Source organism: uncultured Chitinophaga sp. (assembly GCF_902168175.1).
Taxonomy (GTDB): Bacteria; Bacteroidota; Bacteroidia; order Chitinophagales; family Chitinophagaceae; genus Chitinophaga.
This window is the reverse complement of sequence record NZ_CABHOU010000011.1, coordinates 1-17,714: the sequence shown is the minus strand read 5'-3', so window position 1 is coordinate 17,714 and position 17,714 is coordinate 1. Positions and strand designations below refer to the sequence as shown.

The window sequence follows — 17,714 nt, the reverse complement described above, 5'->3', positions numbered from 1 at the left end:
AAGGATCAGGCAAGGTTGCCCGATCCCTTAGAGATGTCCCGTATATGAGCCGTAGTTAAGCCGTATATGAGCCGTATCTTTAAAGGGACGGTTTATCTATGGTTTTGATACGTTTTTAATACGGTGCCTGTATAAGAGATCGATAAAGGATGGGGCCACCTACCCCGACAGATCCAGGGAATAACCTCCCGAAAAGGCTACCGGGCGCTTTTTGGAGGATCAGGCATCCCCAGGGTGATAAAAGACGTAAATTATTGAGTCGTGCTGCGTAACAAACAGGGCGCTTGTGCGTTTAATTAACAGGAAGCGCTACGCCTCCCACATATTGGCATATTGGTTAAATTAACGTAGGTTTGTTATATGAAGAAATTGTATGTTTTAACGGCAGTTTTAGCTATAGGTCTGATGGCCTGTAAAAAGGATGATGCGAAAGGAGATAAGCCACAGGTTACATTTAAAGAGTTTTCCCTGGCGGAAATACCAGCGAATTACCAGGGTGTAATGCTGATTACGCTCGATGTAAAAGACGGTGACGGCGATATTGAGAACGCCCTCTATATACAAACGAAGTGGACCACCCCTTCTACCGAACGCCCATACGACATCCGTGACATGCCGGGCATTGGCGCCTACAAAGGCACGAGCCTTACAGCCCAGGTACAGGTAGTACTCGACAATAACTTCCTGCAACCTAACTCAGAATCAAACCTCGAACCAGATTCGCTGTACTACAATATCTATATCGAGGACAATGCCGGTAACATCAGCGATACCGTGAGTACGCCCAAAATTCGTGTTTATCGCAACTAACATGCATTATACCCGCCACCATGGCGGTTCATATAAATAAAAGGATTCCCGGCGGCGGGAATCCTTTTATTTTTTAGCTTTACTCCTCATTTTCAGGTCCATGAGCAAAATAGAACAACTGCATACAAAAACGGAAGCTGCCATGTTAGGCGGCGGCCAGGCACGCATAGATTCCCAGCACAAAAAAGGCAAACTTACCGCGCGCGAACGGCTTAAACTGCTGCTCGACGAAGGCTCTTTCGAAGAAATGGGCATGCTGGTAAGCAATAACAACAAGGGACTCACGGCCGACCAGGAAGCATTCCTCGGTGATGGCGTAGTTACCGGTTATGGAACTGTGAATGGCAGGCTGGTATATGTTTACTCGCAGGATTTTACCGTGTACGGTGGCAGCCTCAGCGAACCGCATGCAGAAAAGATCGTAAAGATCATGGACCTGGCCATGCAGAACGGCGCGCCCATTATCGGCCTCAACGATAGCGGCGGCGCCAGGATACAGGAAGGGGTGGTAAGTCTTGGCGGTTATGCCGACATTTTTTACCGCAACGTACGCGCCTCCGGTGTTGTACCCCAACTATCCGCCATCATGGGACCCTGTGCGGGCGGTGCGGTATATTCACCTGCTATGACCGACTTTGTGCTGATGGTAGAACAAACCTCTTACATGTTCGTAACCGGCCCTAACGTAGTTAAAACCGTTACGCATGAAGAAGTAACCTCCGAGGAACTGGGCGGTGCGCAAACGCATGCCTCCAAAAGCGGTGTTACACATTTTGCCTGTGCCGACGAACTGGAGTGCATCCGTCACCTGAAACAACTGCTGAGTTATATGCCGCAGAACTGTGAAGACGATGCGCCGGTGTACCCTTACGAGGCAGCCGACGAAACAAGGACCACGCTCAACACACTCATCCCTGAAAATCCCAACCAGCCTTATGACATGAAAGAGGTGATAGAAGAGCTGGTGGATGCGGAGAGCTTTTTAGAAGTACATAAAGACTTTGCTGAAAATATTATCGTAGGTTTTGCGCGTATCGGCGGCCGTAGCATTGGCATTGTAGCCAACCAGCCAGCGCACCTGGCCGGCGTACTGGACATCCGCGCCTCCGTGAAAGCGGCCCGTTTTACCCGCTTCTGTGATGCGTTCAATATTCCATTGCTGGTGCTGGTAGATGTACCCGGCTTTTTGCCCGGTACCGACCAGGAGTGGAACGGGATTATCACCAATGGTGCAAAACTCCTGTATGCGCTCAGCGAGGCCACCGTGCCCCGTATCACCCTCACTACCCGTAAGGCCTATGGCGGCGCTTACTGTGTAATGAACTCCAAACACATTGGCGCCGACCTTAACTTCGCTTTCCCACAGGCGGAGATTGCGGTAATGGGCGCTAAGGGAGCAGTAGAGATCATCTTTAAAAAAGATATTGATGCAGCCCCCAATGCGGAAGTACGCATGAACGAACTGACCGACGAATACACGAAACGTTTCTCTAACCCTTACCTGGCAGCAGAAAAAGGGTATATAGACGAAGTGATAGTGCCCGACCAGGCGCGTAAGAAACTGATCAAAGGATTTAAGATGCTGGAGAACAAAGTGGTAAACATGCCGCGTAAAAAACACGGTAATATTCCGCTTTAGCATTTATGCACCGCATTTTAAGCATACTACAAAGCCTGTTCAATTTCCTGCTTTTCAGTTCGGTTTACATCGCCTTTTGTGCGGTTGCCATGACCTGGCAAAGCAATGAATTGCTGCACCTTCAGTATGACTACAATACGTTTTACGGCTTTGTATTTTTCGCTACCATATGCAGTTATAACTTTCACTGGTACCTCACGCCACCCGGAGCCGACGACATTTCGCACCGTTTATCGTGGGGCCAGCGGCAAAGAGCGCTGCAACTGTTGCTCTGCGCCATTGGACTGCTTGGCTCGTTATGGTATTACCTGCCGCTGCAACAGCACTGGCTACCAGTGAGCGGTGCCATCTTCCTCACGTTTTTGTATTCGGCACCTAAACTGGCCTACAAGCCCTTTATCTGGCTACGGAAAATCGCTATCGGCAAAACGCTGTTCCTTACGTTCGTATGGACTTACGTAACAACCGTATTACCAGCGCTGGTGGCGGGCAATATCCATAGCGCCAGCCTTACATTGCTTACACTTCACCGTTTCTTTCTTATCTACGCCATTTGCATTTTATTCGACAACCGCGACCGGGAAGAGGATAAAAAACAAGGCATCCGCAGCCTGATTACCTGGTTTAACGACAAGGGCGTGAGCCGGCTGTATTATTTGTCTGTGGCTCTGGCAGCCGTGTTTGCAATAGGTTTATTATTTTATGTTGATGGGTGGCTGGTGGGCACACTACTGGTGCCGGTGGCAATAACAGCGATGGTTAAACGGTACTCAGAAACGCACGCATCCGATTATGTATATTACTTTTACCTGGATGGGTTGATGATGTTATCGGCATTGCTGCATTATGCAGGCTTCCTTGCAGGCTGGTAAAGCATTTTACTTTATTTTTGTTGATATTAAGAGAAATTAACCATGGCTAAAAAGCAAAAATCCATACTGACAAAGGAATCAATGGCATTCCTTAAAACTTACCTGAACAACCCTTCTCCTACCGGTTTCGAGAAAGAAGGACAGAAGTTATGGCTGAAATACCTGGCCCCCTATATCGATGAAACTTATGTAGATCCTTATGGATCGGCAGTAGGCATCATTAATCCGGACGCGCCTTTTAAAGTAGTAATAGAGGCACATGCGGACGAGATTTCCTGGTTTGTGAACTATATCTCTCCCGAAGGTTTGATATATGTGATCCGCAATGGCGGCTCCGACCAGCAGATCGCTCCTTCTAAAAGAGTAAATATTCATACCGAGAAGGGCATCGTGAAAGCCGTATTCGGCTGGCCGGCTATCCACACCCGTATGCGCAGTGCAGACGGTAAAGAGCCACAACCGAAAGTGGACAACATCTTCCTCGATTGCGGTGCACGTTCACGTAAAGAGGTAGAAGACCTGGGCATTCACGTAGGTTGTGTGATTACCTTCGAAGATGGCTTTGAAGAACTGAATTACGATTACTTCATTTGTCGTGCGATAGACAACCGTATTGGCGGTTTCATGATCGCTGAGGTAGCACGACTGCTGAAAGAGAACAAGCAAAAACTTCCATTCGGCCTGTATATCGTGAACGCGGTGCAGGAAGAAGTAGGTTTGCGCGGCGCAGAAATGATTGCCAAACGTATTAAACCGAATGTGGCGATCATCACCGACGTAACGCACGACAGCACCACACCAATGATCAACAAGAACATCGAAGGTGAGATTAAATGCGGTAACGGCCCCAGTATTACTTACGGTCCTGCCGTACACAACATCCTCCGCGACCTGATCATTAAAACTGCGGAGAAGAACAGCATTCCATTCCAGCGCCACGCGGTAAGCCGCAGCACTGGTACTGATACAGATGCTTTTGCTTACTCTAACGACGGTACGCCTTCTGCCCTTATCAGCCTGCCTTTGCGTTATATGCATACAACGGTGGAGATGGTGAAGAAGGATGATGTGGAAAGTACAATTATGCTGATTTACCAGACCCTGTTGAACATTACGCCGAAAACGAATTTCAGGTATATTTAACGGGTGATAACTATTTAAGGAAAGGCGGTGTATACACCGCCTTTTTTATTGCCTTCAGGCGTGATAAATAATCGGAGGAGATTGTGGGTGCGGTGTTTACACCGTCAACCTTTAAAGTTTATAAATCAGTACGGACTACTTGAGCATCCAACCACATCCGCGGTGTTAACACCGCCAACTTACCAGGTGTGAACACGCTCACCCGCTATTACCCAAGCCATTGTATTTCATACAAATAGCCCTTCATTTACGACGGTACATGTTTAAACTCCTAACTGTTAGACTTTTCCATTTAAAACTGTATGTTTGTTCCACTAAAAATTTCAGCTTATGCAGGCAGTGCAGATCCGGTACGACTGGACCATTGAAGAAATCAACGAAATTTATAACACACCTCTTTTAGAACTTATATACCGCGCGGCTTCTGCTCACCGCGAATACCAGGATACAGCAGAAGTACAGGTTTGTACGTTATTATCAATCAAAACAGGCGGCTGCTCCGAAGACTGTGCTTATTGTCCGCAGGCAGCCCGCTACAACACCGGTGTTAATGTACAGGCCCTCATGAAAAAAGACGAGGTAATGGACTATGCCCGCAAAGCGAAACAGGCAGGTTCTACGCGCTTCTGCATGGGTGCTGCCTGGCGCGAAGTACGCGACAACCGCGACTTCGACCGCGTACTCGACATGGTGAAAGGCGTAAACGAAATTGGTATGGAAGTTTGCTGCACACTGGGCATGCTTACCGAAGACCAGGCAAAGAAACTGGCCGATGCCGGTTTATACTCCTACAACCACAACCTGGATACCAGCGACGAATATTACAGCGAAATTATTACTACCCGTACTTACGACGATCGCCTGCAAACGCTGGACAACGTACGTAAAGCAGGTGTAACCGTTTGCTGTGGCGGTATTATTGGTTTGGGTGAAACGCATGAAGACAGGATCAACATGCTGAAAACGCTGGCCACTATGCCCAAACACCCCGACTCCGTTCCCATTAACGCACTGGTAAGAGTGGAAGGCACGCCGCTCTCCCACCTTCCTAAAGTAGAAATGTGGGATATGGTAAGGATGATAGCCACTGCCCGTATACTCATGCCCGCCACGATGGTGCGCCTTAGTGCCGGCAGAACAGAAATGAGCCTGGCGGAGCAGGCACTCTGCTTCATGGCAGGCGCCAATTCCATCTTCGCCGGTGACAAACTGCTCACCACTCCTAACCCTTCCTTCGATGAGGACAACATGATGTTCCAGTTACTGGGCCTGAAACCAAGAGAGGCTTTTAAGGACGAGAAGGCAGCAATGTCGGTTGAATTTTAAGTTAAATACTTTGCAGATAGGAAGAGGCTGTATCATAAGTCCGATACAGCCTCTTTTTATTTGTATCCCTGTGGAACCGGGTACCCGTTTAAACAATTCTCAGAGGCTATTTTTATTTATGTACCAACCTCTGTTTCGTTTGCTTCGGTAACATTTGTTCGGTGTCTATACCATATGAATAGCAGCATCCGGGAAGGAAGGAGTGCGCCCCGGATTTACAGTGGCGGCGTACACACCGTCACGCCTGCAATTGCAAAAGCTGCCCACTGTTGTTCTGCCGCTGAAATGCGTAACTTAAGATTTACAGTACGGTGTATACACCGCAGTACTAGTAGAACTGAACATTGCCCAATGTTGTTCCAACCCCTGAAGGGAGTGACACAACGGCGGCTTAATAGTTAAACTGCTGCCGGTTCACAAAAAGTAAAACCAATACGATAATCGAAAGCACTGACCCAAAAGGTAAGTACCAAAGTGTGAGAACCGCGGCCGCTACGCCCGCCGTAAAAGCCCAGGGCTGGTAAGTTAGCAAACTGTAAATGAAGATGAGCCACGCGGCACCGATAGCGATAAAAAGTGGCCCGAGTTTGAATACATCGATATTGAATTTGTTAAACAACTGCGCCCAGGGACCGGGTTGGGGAGGGCCGATGTATTTGCCTGTCCTTATTACGTATACACCGTCGAGCAGCATATAAGCACCATTAATGAAAGAAATGATGATGAGCAGTACTTTCATGATACAGCAGGTTTTGGGGTCAATAAAAAAGGGAAAGCGCGGTGCCTTCCCTTTAAATATAGTGCAGAAATTTAATCATTTACCCTTTTCCAGGAAATATTCAACGGCCAGCGCGTAACCCGTCATGCCCAGTCCGCAAATAACACCCACACACTTGGCGGCGATCATTGACACGTGGCGGAACTCTTCGCGGGCGTGTACGTTACTGATATGCACTTCCACTACCGGGGCGTTGATGGCCGAAATAGCATCGCGCAGGGCGATGGAAGTATGCGTATAAGCGCCTGCATTGAGGATAATACCGTCTATATCAAAACCTACCTGGTGGATGAAGTTGATGAGTTCTCCCTCCACATTATGCTGGAAGTAAGTAAGCTCCACCTGCGGATATTTGGCCACCAGCGTAGCGAAATAATCTTCGGCACTGGTGTTTCCGTAAATACCAGGCTCGCGTTTACCCAGGAGGTTGAGGTTGGGACCGTTTACGATAGCGAGTTTCATGAGTGTTCGATAAATTAGATGCCTAAAATAGTGATTTTATTCTCCCCAGCGGAAAGTATCGTGTTGGATACCTGCCAGGTCCAGCACACGATCTACTACGGTAGCTGCTACATCTTCGATGGTAGCGGGTTTGCTATAAAACGAAGGTGTAGCGGGACATATAATACCACCGGCTTCGGTTACCGTTTGCATATTGCGGATGTGTACCAGGTTATACGGTGTATCACGCAGCACACAGATAAGGCGGCGGCGCTCTTTGAGCACCACATCGGCCGCGCGGGTAATAAGATCGTTGGATATACCGGTGGCAATGCGCCCGAGGGTACCCATGCTGCAGGGACAGATGATCATGGTATCAAAACGGCCTGAGCCAGAGGCAAAAGGCGCGTGAAAGTCCTGCTGGGAGTAAAAAGGGAAAGGCAATTGTTTATAACCGTCCTCGTCCAGTTCCGTTTGCCATACCGTTTTGGCGTTTTCCGTCATCACGATGGCCACCTGGTCGATCTGGCCGGAAGCTTTGGCCAGTTTTTGTAATAACTGGCGTGCGTATATTGATCCACTGGCCCCGGTAACGGCTACTACTATTCTATGTTTCATTGCGGGAGGGCTTTTGTACCCGGCAAAGCTATATAAATATATGCAGAAGGCTGTTGCGTATTACTACACAACAGCCTTCTGTATCAATTTCTTTGTTATTTGCCTGTTTCCGACTGCTGCGCTATCGCCTCCATCGTAATGCCCATATGGCTTTCGTCGTACACACACTTCCCATCTTTCACTACCAGTACCTGGGGCGACTCGTGAGGTACGTTGAACATCCCGGCTATCCGGTCGCTGACAGGGCGAAACCTGATAAGATCGAGATAGTAAAAATCCATACCCTGCGGAGCTATAGCCTTATCCAGGCGCGACTTTGCCATTGAACTAATGGAACAACGCGTACTGTGCTTGAAAATCACCACCGGATGCAGGAACGAATCTGACTGGATCTTGCTCAACTGCTCTTCATTCTTCAAATCCATCCAATTCGTCATCTTAACAATTCTTGCTTTTTTCTGTTACCGGAGCTTTTGATATTTTCATCGGGCAACCCAGTTTCTGGGAAGCGCAGGAGCTGAACATGGCAGCCATCACCGCCATTAAACATATAACACCTGCCATTCTGATACTTGATCTCATTGTGATTACTTTTGTTTTTGAATGATTTTTCATAGGCTATAGATATATCTCTTTTTAAATCCCTTTTTGTAACGTTATTTTGCAAATATAACTTTTATATTACAAAAAACAATCCTATGTATTGTTAACAGCTTGCAAATGAAAAGTAACTGTTACCAAGTTAAGGTTTTTGCTCCGGAAAATTATGGCAAAGGTACACTTTATCGCTATAGGCGGCAGCGTTATGCACCAACTGGCAATCGCCCTCAAACTAAAAGGTTACCAGGTAACCGGCAGCGACGATGAAATATTCGACCCCGCTACCACTAACCTTACCACAGTTGGCATTATGCCCCCCGCTATTGGCTGGGACGCAACCCGTATTACCCCCGACCTGGACGCCGTAATCCTGGGCATGCATGCCCGGGGCGACAACCCTGAACTGGAGAAAGCCAGGGAACTGGGCCTTAAGATCTACTCCTTTCCTGAGTACATTTACCAGGAAAGTCAGCAGAAAACCCGGGTAGCTATTGGGGGCAGTCATGGTAAAACCACCATTACCTCCATGATCATGCATGTGTTAAAGGCCCTGCAAAAGGACTTTGACTACCTGGTGGGTGCAAAACTGGAAGGTTTCTCCCAGTCGGTTAACATCACCTCCGCCCCGCTTATTGTTTGCGAGGCAGATGAGTACCCTGCATCGGCTATTGAAAGAAGGCCTAAGTTCCACTTCCTGCACCCGCACATTTCGGTGCTGAGCGGTATTGCGTGGGACCATATCAATGTTTTCCCAACATTCGAAAATTACAAAGAGCAGTTTGCCATTTTCCTCCGTACGATGGAGCCTGGCGGAAAGCTGATATATAATAGCAGCGATCCTGTTCTGAAGGAACTGGTAGAGAAAGAAGCCGGTCACCTGGCTCTTTTGCCCTACGAGGTCCCTGTGAACAGTATAGATAACGGTGTTACAACAATAATATTGGATGGTCACAGCACCGGACTGCAGGTTTTTGGGGAACACAACCTCATGAACATTAACGCCGCCTGGCATGTATGCCGCGAGCTGGGCGTAGATGTAAGAAGCTTCCTGGCTGCCATATCATCCTTTACGGGCGCCGCTAAAAGGCTGGAACTCATAGGTAAGAACGATCATTGCGCTATTTACCGCGACTTTGCCCATGCCCCTTCCAAGGTAAAAGCCACCATGCAGGCCCTGAAATCGCAGTACCCTGGCAGAAAACTGATCGCTGTGCTGGAATTGCACACTTACAGCAGCCTGAACCGCGACTTTTTAACAGAATATGCAGGGGCGATGGACCCGGCAGACAAAGCGGTCGTATTTTACAGCAAACACGCCCTGGAAATAAAAAGGATGCCCGATTTACCGGTAGAAGCGATCTACGATGGCTTCAAACGCGCTGATCTGCAGGTTATTACCTCCAACGAAGCGCTGGTCACCTGGCTCGATCAGCAATCGTACCAGGATGCCAACCTGCTGCTTATGAGTTCTGGCACCTACGACGGGCTTGACTTCGCCTCTTTAAAAAAATATTTATAACAACAGCACTGCCGCGCAGGCCTTTAGGAAACGCGGCAGTCTACTGAAACTCCCTTATATGTCTGCTTTACAGTTAAATCGCCCGCTGGCCTTTATTGACCTCGAAACTACCGGTACTAACGTGGCTACCGACCGCATTATCGAAATTGCCATCGTTAAAGTATTCCCGGACAGAAGCGTGCAAAAGAAAGTAAAGCGCATCAACCCAGGCATGCCCATCCCGCCTGTAACTACCAATATCCACGGTATTTCGGACGAAGATGTGAAAGATGAACCCCTGTTTAAGGAAGTGGCCAACGAATTGCGCCAGTTTTTGGAGAATTGCGACCTGGCGGGATACAATTCCAACCGTTTCGATATCCCCCTGCTGGTGGAAGAGTTCCTGCGGGTAGAGCTGCCTTTCGACATTACCAGCCGTAAGTTTATTGATGTGCAGAAGATTTTCCACCTGATGGAGAAACGCACTTTGTCGGCCGCCTACAAGTTTTACTGCGATAAGATACTCGAAAACGCACATAGCGCCGAAGCCGATGCCAGCGCTACGTTCGAGATACTGGAAGCGCAACTGGGCCGTTACGACAACCTGAAGGCTGACGTAAATTCCCTGGCCGACTTCACCAAAGAAGAGGATTTTGTGGACTTTGCCCGCCGTATTATCATGCAGGGTGGTCAGGAAACCTTTAACTTCGGTAAATACAAAGGCCGCGCCGTAAGAGAGGTATTAAAGCTTGAGCCTCAATACTACGACTGGATGATGAAGGCCGACTTCCCGCTGAATACCAAGCAGAAACTCTCCGAGATCTATACCAAAATGATGTTAAAAAAATGATAATACATGATAGTGTGAATCACTGATTACAGCATATTTATACTATTTTCGCCATCCTAAATGAACAACCTGATTGGAAAAGCTTGTCATCATACCTACTTATAACGAGAAGGACAATATTCGGAAAATCATCGCAGCTGTATTTGATCTGAAACAGAATTTTCATGTGCTGATCATAGACGACGGCTCGCCCGATGGTACCGGTAATATTGTGAAAGAACTGCAGGCACAGTATTCCGGGGAACTTTTCCTGGAAGAACGTACCGGCAAACTGGGGCTCGGCACAGCTTACATCCACGGGTTTAAATGGGCACTGGCCAAAGGTTATCAGTACATATTTGAAATGGACGCCGACTTTTCGCATGCGCCGGCCGACCTGGTACGACTGCACCACGCCTGCGCGGTAGAAGGTGCCGACCTCTCGGTAGGCTCACGTTATGTGAAAGGCGGTGGTACCAAAAACTGGCCATGGAACCGTGCGCTGCTCTCCTACGGTGCCTCCGTTTATGTAAGGATGGTTACCTGGATACATGTAAAAGACGCCACCGCAGGCTTTGTTTGCTATAAAAGAGAAGTGCTGGAAACCATTAACCTCGACGAAATTCAGTTTGTGGGTTATGCTTTCCAGATAGAAATGAAATTTACCGCCTGGAAACTGGGTTTCAAAGTTGTAGAAGTACCTATCACCTTTATTGAGAGAGTAGAAGGTTACTCCAAAATGAGCAAGAACATAGTAAAAGAAGGCGTGTTGGGTGTACTGAAAATTCAGTGGCAAAGCATCTTCCGCAACTATGCCGGCAAAGTAAAGAACGAGAACAACTGATAAGCCTGGCCATGCGCCATGGCACTGAGCGCAGGAATGAAAAAAGCATTTATACAATTACACCTGGCAGTATTCCTGGCAGGTTTTACAGGTATCCTGGGCAAACTGATCGATCTGAGCGGAGGACTTATTACATGGTACCGCATGTTATTTACCGTTATCGCCCTGTACTTCCTCTTCCGCTTCCAGGGCGCTCTTAAGAAACTTGCCGTAAAAGATATTATTCCTGTTGGCGGCACCGGACTGGTGATCGCCTTACACTGGGTATTCTTTTATGCCAGCATTAAATACGCTAACGCTACGATCGGCGTAGTATGCTTTTCACTCACCAGCTTCTTCACCGCCTTTCTCGAACCGGTTATAACCGGTAGAAAGTTCGATGTTACCGAACTGCTGTTAAGCCTGCTCACCCTGGGTGGCATCTATCTTATTTTTCATTTTGATACGCGCTACCAGACGGGTATTATACTGGGCGTTATTTCGGCCATGTTTGCGGCATTATTCACCATCTTCAATAAAAGACTGGTAGTTAAACACGATACGAAAACACTCACGTTTTATGAACTGGGCATCGGTTTCCTGGGACTAACGGTGCTGATGCCGCTTTACTTCATGGCCTTTCCATCTACCGGCCCCCTGTTACCCAACCTGAGCGATACGATTTACCTGCTTATACTGGCCATTTTCTGTACCGTGCTGCTGTACCAGTTCCAAATGAACTCGCTGCACAAAATATCGGCCTTTACGGTAAATCTTACGTTTAACCTGGAGCCGCTTTACACCATTGCACTGGCTTTTATCCTGTTTCATGAAAACGAGCACCTGACCAGTAAATTCTATATTGGCCTGTCGCTCATCCTTTTATCAGTAATATTTCAGATGATAAAGGTGTTTTACGGGAATAAAAGGGCCAAACGCACTGCCATTGCAGCCTGATTACCGGAATTTACATAAGCGGGAACAATAGCCCGCCATATTTTTATAATTTGAGGACAATCAAGATCTAAAACCATTTATTTCTGTTTATGAGGGCATTTTTAAGAAGAAGTGCGGTTTTACTTTTACTGTCGCCTGCATATACCTATGCACAACAAGCAGGCAAAAAACCACTCGACCACAACGTATACGATGGCTGGCAAAGCATAGGTGCCAAAACGCTAAGTAATGACGGTAAATGGCTGGCTTACGTAATTCAGCCACAGGAAGGCGACGCCACCCTGGTTATTACCGATACCAAAGGCCAGCAAAAGCTGGTAGTCCCCCGCGGCACCAGTCCTTCTATTACGGAAGACAGTCGCTACGTACTGTTCACCATCAAGCCGGCCTTTAAAGAAACCCGCCAGGCACGTATCAAAAAGAAGAAGCCGGACGAAATGCCAAAAGATACCATGGGCATGGTATTGCTGGGCAGCAGCGAGATCATTCGCACCCCGCAGGTGAAATCATTTAAAACGCCGGAAAAAGGCAGCGGCGTCATAGCTTACCTGCTGGAGAAACCAAAGGCCGATACCAGCAAAGCTAAACGCGAATTGAAAGGTCAGCCGCATTTCGACAATACCGATGCAGACGATGATAAACCAGGGGGCGATAAACCTGCCGAAAGCGGCAACCTCGTTATCTTCAACTACAAGAAAAATAATATTGATACGGTAAAGAACGTAACAGATTATACCTTCAGCAAACCTGGTAATAAACTGTTACTGGTTACCAGTTATAATAAAAAGGACTCGCTGTTAAGGCCCGGCGTATGGCTGTGGGACGTAACAGCGCGCAAGGCCGATACACTGAACCGCGGCACCGGTAATTACAAACTGTTTATGTTCGACGATCAGGGCGCGCAAGTGGCTTACCTCGGTGAACGCGACAGCGCTAAAGCGATCCAGAAATTCTACAAACTCTATTACTACAAACCCGGCGCAGACAGTGCTGTGGTAGTAGTGGACAACAACAGCAAAGGCATTCCTGCCAAATGGGGCGTGGCAGAAAACGGTTCGCTCAGCTTCTCGAAAGACGGTAAAAAACTGTTTTTCGGTACGGCCCCTGTTGCTGCCCCCAAAGACACGAACATTGTTGATTTCGAAGTAGCGAAAGTAGACATCTGGCACTACCAGGACGATTACCTGCAAACCATGCAGCTGAAAAGACTGGACCAGGACCTGAAGAGAAGTTATGCAGCCGTATATTATCCGGCCAGCCAACAAATCATTCAACTGGCTGATAAAAAGCTGGAGCAGCTGATGTACCCTGACGACAACAGCGCCACGTACGCACTTGGATACAGCGACTACGACCAGCGCATTGCGATGCAGTGGACCGGCCGTACGCTCAAAACCCTGTTCCTCATCAACACCGTTACCGGCGAACGCAAAGTGATCAAAGAAAAACTGAGCGGCCTGCAAAACATATCGCCCCTTGGCAAGTTCTTTAGCTGGTACGACCTGGAAAAACAGCAGTACTTCACGTACGAAGTGGCTACAGGCATCACCCGCGAAGTAACCACTGCTATCCCCGTACCACTGTACGACGAGGATAACGACGTTCCCGATGCACCATCGCCCTATGGCGCGCCTACCTGGCTCGACGGTGACAAGTACCTGTACGTTTACGACAAATTCGACATCTGGCAGGTGGATCCGCTGGGTAAAGAAACCCCGGTAATGATAACCGGCGGTTACGGCCGCAAAAACAAACTGACGCTGCGTTACATTAAACCCGACCGCGAAGAAAAATCTATCAAACTAAAACAAAATATGCTGCTTTCCGCTTACGGCGACAGCACTAAATACAATGGTTATTACAGCCTTAAACTGGGGGATAAAAAAGGTGTACAGCAACTGGTGCTGGGGCCAAACGGTTACCTGGGAACCGAGAAGGCAAAGAATGCCGATGTGTATGTATTCCAGAAAATGAGTTATACACAAAGTCCGGACGTATACGCCGGTAAAAACTTTGCCGATGCAGTGAAACTCAGCGCCATTAACCCGCAACAGGCGGAGTATAACTGGGGTACGGCCGAACTGTTTAAATGGACAACATTTAAGGGCAGGCAGACCGAAGGCATCCTGTACAAACCGGAAAACTTTGATCCCACGAAAAAATACCCCGTACTGTTTTATTTCTATGAGAAACTTACAGACGGTTTATACAGCTACCAGCCACCGGCGCCTACCCCATCCAGACTTAACATCAGCTTCTTCGTTAGCCGCGGTTACCTCGTACTGGCACCGGATATCAGCTACGAAATCGGTCATCCCGGCGAAAGTGCTTACGATTACATTGTAAGCGGTGCCGAAGCACTGGCTAAAAATCCATGGGCCGATAAAGCAAACATGGGTATACAGGGACAGAGCTGGGGTGGTTACCAGGTAGCCTACCTGATCACCCGCACTAACTTGTTCAAAGCCGCGTGGGCAGGCGCTCCCGTAGCTAACATGACCAGCGCTTACGGCGGTATCCGCTGGGAAAGCGGGATGAACAGGCAGTTCCAGTATGAACATACACAAAGCCGTATTGGCGCTACGCTTTGGGAAAAACCAGAGTTATATATAGAGAACTCTCCGCTGTTCCATCTTCCTAAAGTGAACACGCCGCTGGTCATTATGGCCAACGATGCCGATGGCGCCGTACCCTGGTACCAGGGTATAGAACTGTTCACTGGTCTTCGCCGCCTGGGCAAACCCGTATGGATGCTTAACTATAATAACGAAGCCCATAACCTGGTGCAAAGGCAGAACCGTAAAGATATCCAGGTACGTGAGCAGCAGTTCTTCGATTATATGCTGAAAGGCGCACCGCCTGCACAGTGGATCAAGTACGGTTTACCGGCTGTAGAAAAAGGCCGTAACTGGGGATTTGACCCTGCCGCAGCACAATGATATTCAATTGAATAATGTAAAGCCCCGGCTCAATGGCCGGGGCTTTTTCATGCTAATTAACTGACTATCAAGCTCACAAAAATTAAGATATTCATTAACAAGGCGTTAACCCCATCTTCCAAAATTTATTTTTCTAATATGATTAATTTACTATATTTACATACGAATGTTCTATTTGAGTAGCTGAAACAGCATTGAAGACAAACCTGAAAACCTAGACCTATGAATATCCAACAGTTTCTTCCCAAACAGTCGTTAAATCCATTTGTGCAGCAATACGTTTTGCTGGAGGATTTTAGTGCCGACACCACATTTGCCCAGCAGCAGTTGTTTTCCCTTGGAAACCAATACCTGGTATTTGTATTAAAGGGTGAAATTACTTTCCGTCCGTCCGACCATGCTCCATTTACTTTGCCAGAGGCTTCAGTTGTAGGTCCTTTTACCTGCTCCGGCTCTGTGAAAATGACCGGCCCCAGCTCGGCTGTGGTAGTGCAGTTAAATGTATGCGGCAGTCATCGCCTGTTAGGCCTTAGCATGGACACCGTTACCAATTATTACCGCGACCTTAGCAAGCTGGACGCAGGCCAATGGAAATACCTGGGCCGCGAACTGGCTACTACCGATGATATAGTATCGTTACTGGACCGTGCGCTGGAAAAAGCGCTGAAGGAACAGGAACGTTCGCTGCAAGGCGTAGACGAGATCCTGGAACACCTGCTATTGCAAAACGGCAATGTAGACATGGAGAGCGTTGCCCTGTACTTCAAAACTTCCCGCCACACACTCGAAAGGCGCTTTATGGAAGTTACGGGTTTAACACCGCAGATGTACGGACGTATTGCCCGCTTCAACACCGCTATGCAGAGCATTAAAGAAGACATGCACACCCAGCAATGGCAGAATGTGTTGCAGGATTGTGGTTATGGCGATCAGAACCACTTCATTAAAGACTTCCTGTACTTCGGCGCGCCAAAAACGGAGAAAGAACCTAAAACACCGCAGGTATCACTGCGCAAAATATTCAAGCTGGCGGAAACAATGTATCCCCAGTACAAAACGGCCTTCAATTAACCCTAGTTTAGTGCATACAGGTCCCGGTACTCCCAAGGTGCCGGGATTTTTTTTGGTATGATTTAAGCTTTACTTTTATCGATATGAAAAAAATTCTTCTCTGGCTTATTATCATCCTTGCTTTCGTAGGCATCTTCTTTATCGGCAAACAGTTTGGCGGTAAAACTGTGAGCCAGCAGGTACTTTCCAACAGTTACATCGTTCGCGAAATTGCCGAACTGGCCTCGCTGGAGGTACAGGGCAACGCCAGCATTAAACGCAGTAATGTGGAAGGTGATGGCAGCTGGAGTGATAACATGAAGAAAGCTTTCATGGAGAACACCATCTGGGTAAATGTACCTTACACCGCGAAATACGGCGTAAATATCGACGAAAAGAATTTCGAGGTAGATGTGAGTCAAAAAAAGGTGATCGTTCATTTACCGGCCCCTAAACTGCTTAGTTACGAATTACGCATCGATAGAATGGAAACGTCTAATCGCAAAGGCTTGTTCATTACCTCTAATGACGATACCTATACCGATGTGCAGAAGAAATTGTACCAAACCTCCCGCGAGCAGATGGAGCAGAACGTCACTTACCTGCAACAGTCCAAAGACAAGATCAAGAACGTGATAGCACGTTATTACACGCCCCTCGATTACGAGGTGCAGGTAAAGTTCGGCAGCGATCCCGCTGTTACGATATTACCGCTTAAAAAAGACTAGGCCGCGTTGATGGTCAGGTACTTCACCAGCGACCGTTTGGCAATGGGCAACAGTGTTTCCGTTACCGGGAACACCAGGTCGGTTTCTACCTTGTAAACGGCCGGGTTAGGCATATGCTCCCGCCGGGTACGGATCAATTCAGACTTAATGTTCTCGCAGGTATTCACCAAACTTTGGGTGTAGGCGTCCAGGTATTGGGTGTGTATACCGCGGTACTTCTCATCATGCCGCTCGAAAATGGTGAGGCGGTAGTAGTAAACCAGCGTATCGCTGTAACGCCCGTCGCAAAGCAGCATATATCCCTCCTGCATGTCCAGCGGCACCAGTCCTACGGGACTGATATTCAATTGTTCTTCCACAAATTCATAGATGCCCGTACCGTTTTTAATGGTATTGTCCATTTTTTTGATCGCAAATTGAATGATGTCTTCCATCTCCGTCATCACCGCATCATCGGCAATCATTTGTTCGTAAAGGAGTTGCAGCCGCTCCAGGTTCACCACCGTAAGCGTTTTGGGGAACTGCTGCTGCAGGATTTTTTTGTTCTCCTTAAACGCCACCAGGTTGTTGTAATGGAACACAACGTCCGCCAGTTGCGGGTATAGCTTGTTCTCGTTAAAATATTTGCTTATTTCCTGCAGATAGGCCAGCAGAGTGTATTTC

17 protein-coding genes are annotated in these 17,714 nt (G+C 47.9%); 12 read left to right on the top strand and 5 right to left on the bottom strand.

What is annotated here, in order from left to right:
• The first annotated feature begins 360 nt into the window (after positions 1-360).
• The 5 genes from QZT80_RS01315 (at position 361) to bioB (ending at position 5,790) form a co-directional block, all read left to right on the top strand.
• The gene (locus tag QZT80_RS01315) at positions 361-810 is read left to right on the top strand and encodes a hypothetical protein (protein WP_295116839.1); all 450 of its coding nucleotides are present in this window, start codon (positions 361-363) and stop codon (positions 808-810) included.
• Between the two features lie 100 nt (positions 811-910).
• Positions 911-2,449 (top strand): acyl-CoA carboxylase subunit beta, encoded by a 1,539-nt coding sequence (locus tag QZT80_RS01310; protein ID WP_295116837.1) that lies wholly within the window; start codon positions 911-913, stop codon positions 2,447-2,449.
• A gap of 5 nt (positions 2,450-2,454) precedes the next feature.
• Entirely contained in the window at positions 2,455-3,321 is an 867-nt protein-coding gene (locus QZT80_RS01305; RefSeq protein WP_295116835.1) for a UbiA family prenyltransferase, read from the top strand.
• 42 nt (positions 3,322-3,363) lie between these two features.
• Positions 3,364-4,464 (top strand): M42 family metallopeptidase, encoded by a 1,101-nt coding sequence (locus QZT80_RS01300; RefSeq protein WP_295116832.1) that lies wholly within the window; start codon positions 3,364-3,366, stop codon positions 4,462-4,464.
• Between the two features lie 330 nt (positions 4,465-4,794).
• Complete coding sequence (gene bioB / locus QZT80_RS01295) at positions 4,795-5,790, top strand: biotin synthase BioB (RefSeq protein ID WP_295116830.1); 996 nt, start codon at positions 4,795-4,797, stop codon at positions 5,788-5,790.
• Between the two features lie 391 nt (positions 5,791-6,181).
• Here the strand turns inward: bioB and QZT80_RS01290 are convergent, their stop codons facing one another.
• The 4 genes from QZT80_RS01290 to ytxJ form a co-directional block, all read right to left on the bottom strand.
• Entirely contained in the window at positions 6,182-6,529 is a 348-nt protein-coding gene (locus QZT80_RS01290) for a hypothetical protein (RefSeq protein ID WP_295116828.1), read from the bottom strand.
• 75 nt (positions 6,530-6,604) lie between these two features.
• Positions 6,605-7,030, bottom strand: coding sequence for a type II 3-dehydroquinate dehydratase (aroQ, locus tag QZT80_RS01285; protein ID WP_295116827.1), 426 nt, complete (start codon positions 7,028-7,030; stop codon positions 6,605-6,607).
• A 36-nt stretch (positions 7,031-7,066) separates the two neighbouring features.
• A complete protein-coding gene (locus QZT80_RS01280; protein WP_295116826.1) occupies positions 7,067-7,627 on the bottom strand; it encodes a UbiX family flavin prenyltransferase in 561 nt (186 codons plus the stop codon).
• Between the two features lie 95 nt (positions 7,628-7,722).
• The gene (ytxJ, locus tag QZT80_RS01275) at positions 7,723-8,064 is read right to left on the bottom strand and encodes a bacillithiol system redox-active protein YtxJ (protein ID WP_295116824.1); all 342 of its coding nucleotides are present in this window, start codon (positions 8,062-8,064) and stop codon (positions 7,723-7,725) included.
• A 329-nt stretch (positions 8,065-8,393) separates the two neighbouring features.
• Between ytxJ and murC the strand changes: the two genes are divergently transcribed.
• The 7 genes from murC (at position 8,394) to QZT80_RS01240 (ending at position 17,051) form a co-directional block, all read left to right on the top strand.
• A complete protein-coding gene (gene murC, locus QZT80_RS01270; RefSeq protein WP_295116821.1) occupies positions 8,394-9,746 on the top strand; it encodes a Mur ligase family protein in 1,353 nt (450 codons plus the stop codon).
• Between the two features lie 58 nt (positions 9,747-9,804).
• Entirely contained in the window at positions 9,805-10,575 is a 771-nt protein-coding gene (locus QZT80_RS01265) for a 3'-5' exonuclease (protein ID WP_295116819.1), read from the top strand.
• Positions 10,576-10,648: 73 nt separating this feature from the next.
• A complete protein-coding gene (locus QZT80_RS01260) occupies positions 10,649-11,398 on the top strand; it encodes a polyprenol monophosphomannose synthase (protein ID WP_295116818.1) in 750 nt (249 codons plus the stop codon).
• A gap of 36 nt (positions 11,399-11,434) precedes the next feature.
• Positions 11,435-12,334: a DMT family transporter gene (locus tag QZT80_RS01255; protein WP_295116816.1), complete on the top strand. Its 900-nt coding sequence runs from the start codon at positions 11,435-11,437 to the stop codon at positions 12,332-12,334.
• Between the two features lie 89 nt (positions 12,335-12,423).
• Positions 12,424-15,273: a prolyl oligopeptidase family serine peptidase gene (locus tag QZT80_RS01250; protein ID WP_295116814.1), complete on the top strand. Its 2,850-nt coding sequence runs from the start codon at positions 12,424-12,426 to the stop codon at positions 15,271-15,273.
• A 222-nt stretch (positions 15,274-15,495) separates the two neighbouring features.
• A complete protein-coding gene (locus QZT80_RS01245; RefSeq protein WP_295116812.1) occupies positions 15,496-16,344 on the top strand; it encodes an AraC family transcriptional regulator in 849 nt (282 codons plus the stop codon).
• Between the two features lie 83 nt (positions 16,345-16,427).
• On the top strand, positions 16,428-17,051 hold the full coding sequence (locus tag QZT80_RS01240) for a DUF4230 domain-containing protein (RefSeq protein ID WP_295116809.1): 624 nt from the start codon (positions 16,428-16,430) through the stop codon (positions 17,049-17,051).
• Here the strand turns inward: QZT80_RS01240 and QZT80_RS01235 are convergent.
• Positions 17,048-17,714, bottom strand: a 667-nt coding sequence (locus tag QZT80_RS01235; protein WP_295116807.1) for a hypothetical protein, incomplete at its 5' end; no start/stop codon positions are given. The two genes, QZT80_RS01240 and QZT80_RS01235, sit on opposite strands and share 4 nt — an antisense overlap.